Origin of the sequence: Kribbella sp. VKM Ac-2569, assembly GCF_004216905.1 — a bacterium.
GTDB lineage: Bacteria > Actinomycetota > Actinomycetes > Propionibacteriales > Kribbellaceae > Kribbella.
Window position 1 is genome coordinate 420636 of the sequence record NZ_SGXJ01000005.1, and the last position, 12056, is coordinate 432691.

Here is a 12056-nt window from a genome sequence, read left to right on the forward strand (position 1 = left end):
GGGAGGTTAGCGGAGTAGTTCGTCGCAGAGGGTCGTGAGTTGTTGGCGGAGGGGGCGGGCGCGGTCGGCGAAGGTGCGTTGGGCGGCGGTGTACTCCGCCTTGCCTTCAGGGGTTTCGATCCGCACGGGTGAGTAGCCGAGGGGAGCCAGGTCGTACGGCGATGCGCGCATGTCGAGGGTGCGGATGTCGCGGGCGAGCTCGAAGCACTCCAGGAGCAGTGAGCTGGGCGTGAAGGGCATCAGCTTGGTCGCCCATTTGTAGAGGTCCATGTTCGCGTGCAGGCAGCCGCCCTGTTCCAACGCGGGCTGGGATTCGCGGTCGGGCTGGAGCGTGTTCAGTGGGCGAGCAGGAGTCGTGAAGAACCGGAACGCGTCGAAGTGCGAACAGCTGATCTTGTGGGACTCGACGACCTGATCGGTGCCGTCGGCACCTAGCCGGAGCGGCCAGGAAGCGTGCCGTACGTCGGGAGTCCGGTAGACCATCGCCCACTCGTGCAGACCGAAGCACCCGAACTGGGCCGGCCGATCGAGCGTCGACGCGAGCAGCCGGCGGATCCACGTGATGCTGTCTGCGCGGCGCTCGATCTCGGCCGGATCGAGCGTGGCCGTCCCGTCGACGACGACGTACCCGCGCCGATCGCCGTAAGAGGCCGCATCTTCCAAAAGGATTCCAGGCCCCGGGTGCCAGACGCGGAGCTGGTTCGGCCGCGTCGGGTAGTAGGTGAAGAGGAAGTCCTCGACCGGATGCGCTTCCCGCCGGCGCCGCCGTTCCAGGTGGCCTGCCAGGAGTACGTCGACGCGCGCGGCGTGATCCTCGGCGTACGACGACCACTCCGCAAAGGGCAGCGTGATGCTCATAGGTCCAGGGCGAACGCGTACAGATCGACGCCCGGGATGGGGGACCAGTCACGTTCGGGCAGGCGGACGAAGCCGAGGCGTTCGTAGATGCGGTGCGCCGTGGTCATGTAGACGGCGCTGCTCATGACGATTCGCCGCTGCCCGAGCTCACGCGTTCGCGAGATGCAGCGCTCGGTCAGTGCGGTCCCGATTCCCAGGCCCCGCGCGCGACCCGCCACACCGAGCATCCGGAACTCGCCTTCATCGTCCCGCCCGATCTCGCGGTAGACCGAGCCGACAGGACAGTAGGTAACAGTGCCCAGCAGACCGGACGAGTCGGCCGCGACCCACAGCTCCGCCTTCGCGGCCCGGTCCGCGGCTGCACGCAGCGTCATCGCGTACTCACCCTTGACGAAGCCGTCGTGCGAGTACGCCTCCACGGTCAGCTCGCCAACCGCGTCGTACTCCGCAGGAACGGCCTGCCGGATCTCAACAGTCACCGCATAACTGTCTCATCTCATGCCCCGGTAGGCTCGGCCCGTGCGTATCGCCAGATTCTCCGTGGACGACGAGCCCAAGTACGGCGTCGTCGAGACCGACGACCCCGAAGGCCTCGTCGGTACTGTCAACGTTCTCGACTCCGACCCGCTCTACCGGTCGGCGCAGTTCACCGGGGAGAAGCTGCAACTCGCCGACGTCCGGCTGCTGGCGCCGGTGATCCCGCGCAGCAAGGTGGTCTGCGTCGGCCGCAACTACGCGGCGCATGCCGCGGAGCTCGGCAACGAGGTACCGCAGCAGCCGATGATCTTCCTGAAGCCGAACACCAGCGTGATCGGCCCGCGGGACGGCATCGTCTACCCGGAGCAGACCAACGACCTGCACTTCGAGGGCGAGCTGGCGATCGTGATCGGCCGGATCTGCCGGGACCTGCCCAAGGAGCGGGTCAACGAGGTGATCTTCGGCTACACGATCGCGAACGACGTGACCGCGCGCGACCTGCAGAAGAGCGACGGGCAGTGGGCCCGGGCCAAGGGGTTCGACACGTTCTGCCCGCTCGGTCCGTGGATCAGCACCGAGCTCGACGTGTCCGATCTGCGGGTCAGCACCGAGCTGAACGGTGAGCCAAAGCAGGACGGACGGACGTCGCAGTTCATCTTCGACATCCCCGAGGTGCTGGCCTACATCACCTCGTTCACCACGCTGCTGCCCGGTGACGTGGTGCTGACCGGCACGCCGGCCGGCGTCGGCCCGATGCTGCCCGGTGACGAGGTCTCGGTCAGCATCGAAGGAATCGGAACCCTGACGAACAAGGTGATTGTGCGTGACTGACGCCGTACTGGGCGATCTGGAACCGAGTGCCGTGCGGGTCCGGTTCCCACCGTCCCCGACCGGCCTGCTGACCGTCGGCAACATCCGCAGCGCGCTGTTCAACTGGGCCTTCGCCCGGCACTTCGGCGGCAAGCTCGTGCTCCGTATCGAGGACACCGACACGGCCCGGAACACTGCGGAGGGCTACCGGTACACGTACGACGCCCTGCGCTGGCTCGGCCTGACCTGGGACGAAGGCCCCGAGGTCGGTGGCGACTTCGGCCCGTACCTGCAGTCCGAGCGGATGGACATCTACGCGGACGTCGTCGCGAAGCTGATGGCGGCCGGCAGGGCGTACCACTGCTACTGCTCGCAGGAGGAGCTCGACCAGCGCCGCGAGGCCGCCCGCACGGCCGGTCAGCACAGCGGGTACGACGGCCACTGCCGCAACCTCTCGCCCGAGCAGGTCCAGGCGTACGTCGACGAGGGTCGGCGGCCTGTGGTGCGGCTGCGGATGCCGGACCACCCGATCGTGTTCGACGACCTGGTCCGCGGCGAGATCACGTTCCTGCCGGAGAACCTCGGCGACTACGTCCTGGTCCGCGCGAACGGTTACCCGCTCTACCCGCTGGTGAACCCGGTCGACGACGCGCTGATGGAGATCACCCACGTGCTCCGCGGCGAGGACCTGCTGCCGTCGACACCCCGCCAGATCGCCCTGTACGAGGCGCTCGCGGACATCGGGGTCGGCAGCGGACGTACGCCGCGCTTCGGGCACCTGCCGTTCGTGATGGGCGAGGGAAACAAGCGGCTGTCCAAGCGGGACAAGGGATCCGGGCTGACGGAGTACGTCGACCGCGGGTTCCTCCCCGAGGGGCTGCTGAACTACCTGGCGCTGCTCGGCTGGTCGATCGCCGAGGACCGCGACGTGTTCACGATGGCGGAGATGGTCGAGGCGTTCGACATCCGCAAGGTGAATTCGAACGCGGCCCGCTTCGACCCGAAGAAGTGCGAGGCGATCAACGCCGCGCACATGCGGCTGCTCCCGCAGGAGGAGTTCGCGCAGCGGATGATCCCGTTCCTGGCCGCCACCGGCGTGCTTCCGGAGCAGCCGTCCGAGGAGCAGCTCGCGGTACTGCGGGCCGCCGTACCGCTTGTGCAGGAGCGGATGAACACGCTGTCGGAGTCCGACGAGATGCTCGGGTTCCTGTTCGTCGACGAGGACGCGTTCAGGGTCGATCCGGACGCTGCCGCGAAGGTGCTGACCGGTGACGCGCACGCCGTACTGGACGCGGCCGCGAAGGCGCTGGCCGACCTGGGCGACACGGAGTGGACCACCGAGGCGATCGAGGCCGCGCTGCGGGCGTCGCTGATCGACGGGCTCGGGCTGAAGCCGAAGAACGCGTTCGGCCCGGTCCGGGTGGCGATCTCCGGCCGCCGGATCTCGCCGCCGCTGTTCGAGTCACTGGAACTGCTCGGGCGGGAGAAGTCCCTGCACCGGCTCGAGCGCGCTCGCCGTACGACGTGATGAGCAAGCAGACGACGCCGTACCAGCGGCTGCTCGACAACGACGTCACGCCGCGCGCGTTCGTCGTCCTCGGCTCGTTCACGATCCTGGTCGGCTGGATGATCACCGGCGTCGTGATCCAGGGCGTGCAACTGTCGATCCACAAGGACGCCGAGGGGACGCTGTCCTGGTTCGGGTTGCTGGGCGTCAACCTGACCGTGATGTCCTTGATCCCGCTGTCGATGCTGATCGCCCGGGCGTTGAACAAGCAGACACCGGGACTGCTGTCGTCGGTGGTCGGCCGGCTGCGGTGGCGTCCGCTGGCCTGGTTCGCGCTGGTCTCGATCGGGCTCGAACTGATCGCGTTCACGATCATCCAGGTCGGCAACGTCCCGCTCGCCACCGGCGAACGCCATGGCGGTGGCGTGGCGCCAGACGCGATCGCGGTCATCGCGGTCGCGTTGCTGACCTCGCCGATCCAGGCCGCGGGGGAGGAGTACTTCTTCCGCGGGTACCTGCTGCAGGCCGTCGGGTCGTTCGTCCGGACCGCGCTGGTGGCCGTGATCGTCACCGGAGTGCTGTTCACCGCCGCGCACGGGATCTGGCCGTGGCAGAGCCCGGCGCTGTTCGTCGACCGGCTCGTGTTCGGCCTGATCGCGGGAATGCTCGTGGTCCGGACCGGCGGACTGGAGGCCGGTATCGCGTCGCACGCGGCGAACAACGTGGTGACGTTCGTGTTCGCGGCGCTGACCGACACAGTCGGGGCGAGCCTCGGTGTGAAGGACGCACCCTGGCCGCTGGTGACGATCGACGTGGTGAAGTTCATCGCGTTCGGCGCGATCGCGTGGTGGATGTCCGGGCGGATGAAACTGGAGCGCAGTTCCGAGTTGCCGTTGACCGCGCTGCCGGTCGCCGGCCCGGGACGGGTGTGACGGGAGTGACAACCCGCCGGAGGGGGCCCGTTTTGCTGTCCGGTCCCTGCCTCGGGTAAGCTCTCCGAGCCGGGTTGGTGAGGGCGGAAACAAACTCTCGACCCAGTGAAATGCCTTTGGGGTATGGGGTAATTGGCAGCCCGTCTGATTCTGGTTCAGTTAGTCTAGGTTCGAGTCCTAGTACCCCAGCGGATTGGACCGCACCGGTGAAAATCGGTAGAGTTCAACCTCGTTGCCCGGCCCAACAGGTCCGGATGACACACCTCTGGCCCCGTTGTGTAGCGGCCTAGCACGCCGCCCTCTCAAGGCGGTAGCGCGGGTTCGAATCCCGTCGGGGCTACCAGAGTCAAGCGCCTCCCACCACTGGTGGGAGGCGCTCGTGCGTTCGGGACCGGACCGCCGCGGGTCTCCGGAAGTTTTCTCGCACCAGGTGCCAACGATGTTCCGCAAAGCCGGCCGGATCCTGGACAGCCGTGGATCTAACCGCTTAGAGTCTAAGCGCTTAGATCTTCTCCCTGCTCGTGGAAAGGGGAACGCTGTGCGGCGGAACCTCTTCGCTCTTCCGGCCGTGGTGGTTGCCACGGCCTTGCTGCTGGCCGGCTGTGGCGACTCGTCCGGGTCCAACGCCCAAGCCACGGCCGCCCCCGGTCCGGAGACCGGGACCATCACGTTCACGGGTACCGACAACGCAGAGACGTACCAGCCCGTGATCAAGGCCTTCGAGGCGAAGAACCCCGGGATCAAGGTGACCTACACCCAGATCCCGTTCGACCAGTTCAACGCGACCATGCAGCAGCGGCTGAGCGCGAAGGACGCCGGCATCGACGTCTACACGGTCGACGAGCCGCGGGTCTCGCAGCTCGCCGCGAAGGGTTTCCTCACCGATCTCAGCGACCTCGACGCCAAGGCGAAGACGTCCTTCAGCGCGACGGCGTACAAGACCAATCGCTTCCGCGACAAGCTGTGGTCGTTGCCGATGTGGAACTCGACGCAGTTCCTCTTCTACAACAAGACCGCGCTCGCGAAGGCGAAGGTGACGCCGCCGACCGCCGACCCGGAGCAGCGCTGGACCTGGGAGCAGGTCGAGGCCGCCGGCCGGAAGGCGATGCAGTCGGGCGGCACGAAGTACGGCCTGTTCATGGAGCAGCCCGAGGCGTACTACCAGCTGCAGCCGCTGGCCGAATCGCTCGGCGGTGGATCCGGGATCGAAGGCGATGACGCCCTCACCCCGGCGGTCGAGACCGACGGCTGGAAGAAGGCGATGCAGTGGTACGGCGCTACGTTCGCGAGCGGACTGTCGCCGCGTGGCATCGGCGGGTTCCAGACCGGCCCGGTGTTCGCGGCCGGTGATGTCGCGTTCTTCGTCGGCGGCCCGTGGGACCTGAAGATCTTCGGCAGCTCGAAGGTCGACTGGGGCGTCGCCCCGATGCCGTACTTCCAGGGCGGCAAGCCGGTCACCCCGACCGGTTCGTGGTCGCTCGGCATCAACCCGGCGTCGAAGCAGCAGGGGATGGCGCGCAAGTTCGTCGAGTTCGCGGCGCTGGACCTGGCGGGCAACCTGGCCACCACGAGTACGACGACGATCATCCCGGCGAACCTCGAGGCGCAGAAGCAGTACACCCCGCAGATGGACAAGTTCTCCGGCGCGAAGACGGCCGGTGCTGCCGCGATCACGACGTACGAGAGTGAGCACACCGCGGTGTCGCGGCCGGTGAGCGTCGGGTACATCCAGTTCGAGGAAGTCATGGGCAAGGCGTTCGCCGATATCCGCAACGGGACCGACCCGAACACCAGGTTGCAGGAGGCGACCAGGCAGCTCACCGACGCCTGGAAGTCCATCAAATGAAGCAGCGGCAAGGGCTGATCGCCCTCGCCTTCCTGGCCCCCGCGCTGGTGTGTCTCGCCGTACTGCGGATCGTCCCGGCGATCTCGGCGGTGGTCGAGAGCTTCTACACCGAGAGCCTGCTGCGCGGCGGGCGGGTGTTCGCGGGCCTGGGCAACTACACGGATCTGCTGTCGAACAAGGACTTCCGGCAGTCGGTCGGCGTGACGCTGCTCTTCACCGTGCTGGTGAACCCGATCCAGGTCGCGGTCTCGTTCCTGCTCGCGGTCCTCTTCACTCAGAGGGCCGCGGGCGCGAAGCTCTGGCGCACGCTCGTGATCCTGCCGATAGCCACCCCGCCTGCGGTGTCGGCAGTGATCTGGAGCGTCATCTACCGCCCGGACGGCCTCGCGAACGGCGTACTCGAACGGCTCGGCCTGCCCGCGCAGCCGTTCCTCACCTCGCCGAGTCAGGTGCTGCCGTCGCTGATCGTCCTGCTGTCCTGGATCGGCGTCGGGTACTGGATGCTGTTCCTGATCGCGGGAATCCAGGAGGTCCCGGAAGAGGTCCGCGAGGCCGCCCTGCTCGACGGTGCGGGCCCGTGGCGCCGGATGGTGTCGGTCGTCCTTCCGCTGGTACGTCGTCCGCTCGCGTTCGTGCTCGTCGCCGACACAGTGTCGAACCTGCTCGTGTTCGCGCCGGTGCAGATCCTCACCAAAGGCGGCCCGAACGGCAACAGCAACCTGCTGATGTACGACGTCTACAGCCGCGCGTACGCCATCGGCGACATCCACGTTGCCCAGGCCGAGGTCGTCATCCTGGTCGCGTTGACGCTGGCGATCGTGGCCGGACAGTTCCGGCTGCTGCGAGGTGACCAGTGAAGCGGGTCAGCCTCTCGGTGCTCGGCGGGGTCGTCGGCATCCTGTTCTTCTTGCCGTTGCTCTGGGTCGTCACGAACTCGCTGCGCCCCGGCTCGGAGACGTTCGCCAACCTCAACCCGCTGTCCTGGCAGACGTTCCTCGAGCTGCGTCCCACCCTGACCAACTACTCTGCCCTCCTGAACAGCGCGATCGGCCGTGCGACGCTCAACTCGATCCTGGTCAGCGCTGCCACGGTCGTCATCGGCCTCGCGGTCTGCGCGACCGCGGCCTTCGGGCTGGCGGCGTTCCAGTTCCGCGGCCGCGGGCTGGTGTTCGGCATCGTCGTACTGAGCTTCCTGGTGCCGTTCGACGCGATCGCGATCCCGCTGTCGACGATGTTCCGGGACTGGCACCTGACCAACACGTTCGCGGGTCTGGTGCTGCCGGGGATCGGCAACGGGATGGCGATCTTCCTGCTGCGGCAGTTCTTCCTCGGCATCCCGGCCGAACTGGTCGAAGCCGGCCGGCTCGACGGGCTGGGCTGGTTCGGGGTGTTCCGCTGGATCTACCTGCCGCTGTCGAAGCCCGCGCTGATCGGCGCCGGCCTGATGCTGTTCCTCTTCCAGTGGCAGGCGTACGTCTGGCCGCTGCTGATCGGTACCGACGCCAAGCACATCCTCGGCCCGGTCGCGCTGTCCAACCTGCAGGGCCAGAACTTCACCGACTACGGTCTCGTGTTCGCGGGCGCCGTGGTCCTCACCGTCATCCCGCTGGCCGTCATCGCCGGCTTCCAGCGGTACTTCGTCCAGTCCGTGTCGAGTACCGGACTCAAGTAAGGAGATCTGTGCGATCCATCATTCTCGATACCGATATCGGCTCCGACGTCGACGACGCGATGGCGCTCGCCCAGCTCCTGGGCAGCCCGGAGCTCGACCTCGTCGAGGTTCACACCGTGTACGGCGACACGCGGCTGCGGGCCCAGCTCGCCAGGCGGTACGGCGTACTCGCGGGACGCGAACTGGACGTCGTACCCGGTGAGACCGAGACGTTGTCGGGGCGGAAGGTCTGGTGGGCCGGGCATGAGGGCACGCTGCACGACGACCTGGAACAGGAGACGATCAGCGCGGACAGCGCGCCCGAACGGCTGGTCGCCCGGCTCCGCGAGCAACCTGGTGAGCTCGACGTGGCCGCGATCGGACCGCTGACCAACGTGGCGGCTGCTCTCGCCCTCGAACCGCAGGCGGCCTGGTGGATCCGGCACCTGTGGGTGATGGGTGGATCGTTCGGCGACGACGTGTGCGAGCACAACTTCAAGTCCGACGACGTGGCTGCGCAGGCCGTGCTGAGCGCTGGAATTCCGACCACGATCACCGGGCTGGAGATCACCCAGCAGGTCACGATCGAGGCGGCCCGCCTGGAGTGGATCCGCGCCGCCGGACCGCTCGGTGCCGCGCTCGGGGCGGACATCGAGCAGTGGTGGGCGTACTGGAACGAGACGTGGAACGTGCCGCATGACCCGGTCGCGGTGCTCGCACTGAGTCGCCCGGAACTGTTCACGTTCTCCAAGCTCGGACGGGTGTCGATCGAGGTCGGGGGAGAGCGGGCGGGGCACAGTACGTTCGCGCCTGCTGCGGACGGCACCGTGCGGATCGTTACCGCGGTGGAGGCCGAGCAGGTGGCCGAGGAGATCACGACGCGGATCGTGGCCGCCGGCACGGCATACCCTGTGGCTCGTGGGGAGATCGATGGCGACCGCACGTGACGTCGCGGAACGCGCCGGCACGTCCACGGCGGTCGTCAGCTACGTCTTCAACAACGGCCCCCGGCCCGTGTCGGCGGAGACCCGCCGGCGCGTGCTGGAGGCCGCGGCGGAGCTGGAATACCGGCCTAACATCCTCGCCCGTGCGCTGAGCGCGGGACGCACGTACTCGCTCGGACTACTCATCCCGCAGATCCGCAACCCGTACTTCGCCACGCTCGCCGAGCACCTGGAGAACTACGCGCGGCAGCACGACCACCTGCTGCTGATCGGCGACTCGGCCGGCGATCCGGAGCAGGAGTCGGCCCACATCGGCTCGTTCATCGAACGCAAGGTCGACGGCGTAGTCCTCGTCTCGTTGCTGGTCGCGCCCGCGATCCAGCGCTTCGCGACCGCCGGCGTACCGGTCGTGGCTCTGCACCCAGTGCCCGACGGCGTGACGGTCTCCACGCTCTCGATCGACTACGTCGCGGGCTCTGAGGCGTCGGCGGACCATCTGCTGTCACACGGCTACCGAACCCTCGGCGTCGTCACCGGCCCCGAGGATTCACCCGGTACGGCGGAACACCGGCGCGGGATCGAACGGGCGCTGGACAAGCACCCACGGGCGTCGGCGCGGTACGTGGCCAGCCCGGTGTCGCGGTTCGCTGCACGGGACGCCGTACGGCCGTGGTTCGCGCAGAAGCGGCCGCCGCGGGCGATCTACTGCTCGACGGACGAGCAGGCGTTCGGCGTTCTGTTCGCGGCCTGGGAAGCCGGACTGCAGGTGCCGGACGACGTGGCTGTGATGGGTTTCGACGGCACCAGTGAGTGCACCGTGACGATCCCGCCACTCGCCAGCGTCCGCCAGCCGATCGAGGAAACCGCACGCCAGGCCGTCGAACTGTTGCTCGACCGCACGAACCCACCGGCAGCCCGCCACGTCCTCGACTACGAGTTGGTTCCCAGCATCTCCTGCGGCTGCACAGAATCCGAGTAGCCTGAAGGAATGGCTGTCGAGTTCAACCACACCATCGTGAACTGCACCGACAAAGAAGCCTCGGCGCGGTTCCTGGCCTACATCCTCGGGATCGGCGAACCGAGCAGTTTCGGGCCGTTCGCCGTGGTGCAGCTCGGGAACGGCACGACGCTCGACTTCGCCGAGGGCCAGGGGCAGCCGCACCGGCAGCACTACGCCTTCCTCGTGAGCGAGGAGGAGTTCGACCAGATCCACGCCCGGATCGTCGACCGCGGGCTGACGTACTGGGCCGACCCCTTCCACCGCAGCGAAGGCGAGATCAACACCAACGACGGCGGCCGCGGCCTTTACTGGGACGACCCCGACGGCCACAACCTCGAAATCCTCACAGTGCCGTACGGCGGCTGGAACCAGGGCAACGCACTCGGTTAGTTGCTCGTCAGGCCGGCGACGGGCTCGACTGAGTCGGACCGGGTGGGGCTGAGAGCGCGCGCCGCATCGACCATCCGACGCCGATCAGGACCACGCCCCAGATCAGTGCCGTGATGCCTAGCAGTACGGCGATGCTGACCGCGCCCGCACCGGGATTGGCGGCGAACAGTACGCCGATCAGGAGCGACAACAGCCCGTTGAGCACGAGCAGCCGGCGCGGCATCACCTGGTGGCTGCTGAAGGCGCCCGCGAGCTCGAAGACGCCGCGGATGATCAGCCAGATCCCGAGGATCCAGGTCAGCGTCTTGGCGGTCATGCCGGGACTGGTGATCGCGAAGAACGCCGCGAGCAACGCGATCAAGCCGAGCACGACCAGCCACAGCCGACTGCCCCGGGACTCGGGCTGGAAGGCCTGAACGATCGATCCGATCCCGTCGGTGAGGGCCCAGAACCCCCAGAGCAGCGCCAGCGCGATCGCCGTGGAGATCGGCCACGCGATCGCGAGAATCCCGAACACGATGCCGATCGCACCGCGGACGAGCAGCATCTTCCACCCGAGAGTCAACCAGTCCCGCTCCATGTCGGACCTCCTTGAGGGCTCGTTCTCCTCATGGTGATCCGATTGCTCACTCACGGCAATCACCGACCTACTGTGGTCGTGTGGCACTTGCCGTCTGCCTACTCTTCGATCGCCGCACCGACCGGCTCCTGCGAGCGCTGTGGGACCGCTTGGAGAATCTCGGCGTACCGACGCTGAAATCCCACACCCATCGCCGACACGTGCCGCACCTGTCGCTTGCAGTACTGCGCGAGTGGGACCACGACAGAGTGCAGACAGCCGTCCAACCCCTGCTGAACGAACAGTCTGCCGAGTTGTACTTCGATGCGCTCGGCACGTTCCGCCGCGGCCGAGCCTGGCTGGTGCCGGCTGTGGGAGTGGAGGTGCTGCAACTGCAGGCGACCGTGGTGTCCGCGCTGAGGGCGGCGGATGCCGAACTGCATCGGCACTACCAGCCGGGGCGGTGGGTGCCGCATTGCACTCTTGCACCGCGGGTCCCGCTGGCCGCGCTGCCGGTGCTGGCGGCAGCGGTGTACGACGTACTCCCACTCGAAGCCACCGCCGACCACGCCGCCCTCATCGACAGCAGCACAGGACAACTCTGGCCCCTCACGTACGTTGTGTAGCCGCACCGTTTTCCACAGATCGGCTCCGACGCCGATTTTCGTCGGTGCAGGTCGCTACAGTCTTCCTATGAGCGACAGCTACTCCTTGGCCGATGGACCGGCTGAACTCGGCGCCCTGGTGGCGCGTGCCGCTGGGGCGCACGAACGGGTAGACCTCACCGACGAAGACACCACCGTTGCGGTCATCATCTCGTTGGCCGACTACCAGGAGATGCAAGCCGTGGTCGACCAGGCCGACATTGCCGAAGCCGAGGCGATCAAGGCGCGAGGCGAATGGATCTCCCACGAGGATGCCGTCAGGCTCCTGGAGATCGGGGAACCCGATCCGTCGTGACCTACACCATCATCTGGAGCGGCGAGGCCATCAGAGCGCTCAACCGTCTCCGGGTGCGGATCCGGACACGGCGAAGATTCTTGTCGGCGCGATTCTGGGTCTGGCGACCAATCCACGTCCTA

General features: G+C 67.4%; 14 protein-coding genes and 2 tRNA genes. 13 read left to right on the forward strand and 3 right to left on the reverse strand.

Annotated features, from left to right (window positions below):
* Nucleotides 1–6 precede the first annotated feature (6 nt).
* Nucleotides 7–858, reverse strand: a complete 852-nt coding sequence (locus tag EV649_RS32930) for a 3-methyladenine DNA glycosylase (RefSeq protein ID WP_130387554.1) — start codon at nt 856–858, stop codon at nt 7–9.
* Complete coding sequence (locus EV649_RS32935) at nt 855–1337, reverse strand: GNAT family N-acetyltransferase (protein ID WP_130387555.1); 483 nt, start codon at nt 1335–1337, stop codon at nt 855–857. The genes EV649_RS32930 and EV649_RS32935 overlap by 4 nt, the downstream gene beginning before the upstream one ends.
* A gap of 40 nt (nt 1338–1377) precedes the next feature.
* On the opposite strand from EV649_RS32935, the gene EV649_RS32940 reads away from it, so the two are divergent.
* From EV649_RS32940 to EV649_RS32990, 11 genes are all read left to right on the forward strand, one after another.
* Complete coding sequence (locus EV649_RS32940; RefSeq protein ID WP_130387556.1) at nt 1378–2166, forward strand: fumarylacetoacetate hydrolase family protein; 789 nt, start codon at nt 1378–1380, stop codon at nt 2164–2166.
* Entirely contained in the window at nt 2159–3673 is a 1515-nt protein-coding gene (gltX, locus tag EV649_RS32945) for a glutamate--tRNA ligase (protein WP_241998976.1), read from the forward strand. Before EV649_RS32940 ends, gltX begins: the two co-directional genes overlap by 8 nt.
* The gene (locus EV649_RS32950) at nt 3673–4584 is read left to right on the forward strand and encodes a CPBP family intramembrane glutamic endopeptidase (RefSeq protein WP_130387557.1); all 912 of its coding nucleotides are present in this window, start codon (nt 3673–3675) and stop codon (nt 4582–4584) included. Before gltX ends, EV649_RS32950 begins: the two co-directional genes overlap by 1 nt.
* Nucleotides 4585–4701: 117 nt before the next feature.
* Nucleotides 4702–4773, forward strand: a tRNA-Gln gene (locus tag EV649_RS32955).
* Nucleotides 4774–4851: 78 nt separating this feature from the next.
* A tRNA-Glu gene (locus EV649_RS32960) sits at nt 4852–4927 on the forward strand.
* A 195-nt stretch (nt 4928–5122) separates the two neighbouring features.
* The gene (locus EV649_RS32965; protein ID WP_157996361.1) at nt 5123–6430 is read left to right on the forward strand and encodes a sugar ABC transporter substrate-binding protein; all 1308 of its coding nucleotides are present in this window, start codon (nt 5123–5125) and stop codon (nt 6428–6430) included.
* Nucleotides 6427–7287 (forward strand): sugar ABC transporter permease, encoded by an 861-nt coding sequence (locus EV649_RS32970; protein ID WP_130387559.1) that lies wholly within the window; start codon nt 6427–6429, stop codon nt 7285–7287. The genes EV649_RS32965 and EV649_RS32970 overlap by 4 nt, the downstream gene beginning before the upstream one ends.
* Nucleotides 7284–8102, forward strand: coding sequence for a carbohydrate ABC transporter permease (locus EV649_RS32975; protein WP_130387560.1), 819 nt, complete (start codon nt 7284–7286; stop codon nt 8100–8102). The genes EV649_RS32970 and EV649_RS32975 overlap by 4 nt, the downstream gene beginning before the upstream one ends.
* 8 nt (nt 8103–8110) lie before the next feature.
* Nucleotides 8111–9028 carry a nucleoside hydrolase gene (locus EV649_RS32980; RefSeq protein WP_130387561.1) on the forward strand — a complete coding sequence of 306 codons (918 nt, stop codon included), beginning with the start codon at nt 8111–8113 and terminating at the stop codon, nt 9026–9028.
* Complete coding sequence (locus EV649_RS32985) at nt 9012–10004, forward strand: LacI family DNA-binding transcriptional regulator (RefSeq protein WP_130387562.1); 993 nt, start codon at nt 9012–9014, stop codon at nt 10002–10004. Before EV649_RS32980 ends, EV649_RS32985 begins: the two co-directional genes overlap by 17 nt.
* A gap of 9 nt (nt 10005–10013) precedes the next feature.
* Entirely contained in the window at nt 10014–10415 is a 402-nt protein-coding gene (locus tag EV649_RS32990) for a VOC family protein (protein ID WP_130387563.1), read from the forward strand.
* Between the two features lie 7 nt (nt 10416–10422).
* Here the strand turns inward: EV649_RS32990 and EV649_RS32995 are convergent, their stop codons facing one another.
* Nucleotides 10423–10995, reverse strand: a complete 573-nt coding sequence (locus EV649_RS32995; protein WP_130387564.1) for an HdeD family acid-resistance protein — start codon at nt 10993–10995, stop codon at nt 10423–10425.
* 80 nt (nt 10996–11075) lie between these two features.
* Here EV649_RS32995 and EV649_RS33000 point away from each other — a divergent pair, with 80 nt between their 5' ends.
* Together EV649_RS33000 and EV649_RS33005 are read left to right on the forward strand one after the other, a co-directional pair.
* Entirely contained in the window at nt 11076–11600 is a 525-nt protein-coding gene (locus EV649_RS33000; protein WP_130387565.1) for a 2'-5' RNA ligase family protein, read from the forward strand.
* 67 nt (nt 11601–11667) lie between these two features.
* Nucleotides 11668–11934 (forward strand): hypothetical protein, encoded by a 267-nt coding sequence (locus tag EV649_RS33005; RefSeq protein WP_130387566.1) that lies wholly within the window; start codon nt 11668–11670, stop codon nt 11932–11934.
* Nucleotides 11935–12056: the final 122 nt, after the last annotated feature.

What these genes read in the sequence shown, in the direction of transcription:
- EV649_RS32970 (WP_130387559.1), top strand. Translation starts at nt 6,427, where the DNA reads ATGAAGCAGCGGCAAGGGCTGATCGCCCTCGCCTTCCTGGCCCCCGCG.
- EV649_RS33005 (WP_130387566.1), top strand. Translation starts at nt 11,668, where the DNA reads ATGAGCGACAGCTACTCCTTGGCCGATGGACCGGCTGAACTCGGCGCC.
- EV649_RS32995 (WP_130387564.1), bottom strand. Translation starts at nt 10,995, where the DNA reads ATGGAGCGGGACTGGTTGACTCTCGGGTGGAAGATGCTGCTCGTCCGC.
- EV649_RS32985 (WP_130387562.1), top strand. Translation starts at nt 9,012, where the DNA reads ATGGCGACCGCACGTGACGTCGCGGAACGCGCCGGCACGTCCACGGCG.
- EV649_RS32990 (WP_130387563.1), top strand. Translation starts at nt 10,014, where the DNA reads ATGGCTGTCGAGTTCAACCACACCATCGTGAACTGCACCGACAAAGAA.
- EV649_RS32950 (WP_130387557.1), top strand. Translation starts at nt 3,673, where the DNA reads ATGAGCAAGCAGACGACGCCGTACCAGCGGCTGCTCGACAACGACGTC.
- EV649_RS32930 (WP_130387554.1), bottom strand. Translation starts at nt 858, where the DNA reads ATGAGCATCACGCTGCCCTTTGCGGAGTGGTCGTCGTACGCCGAGGAT.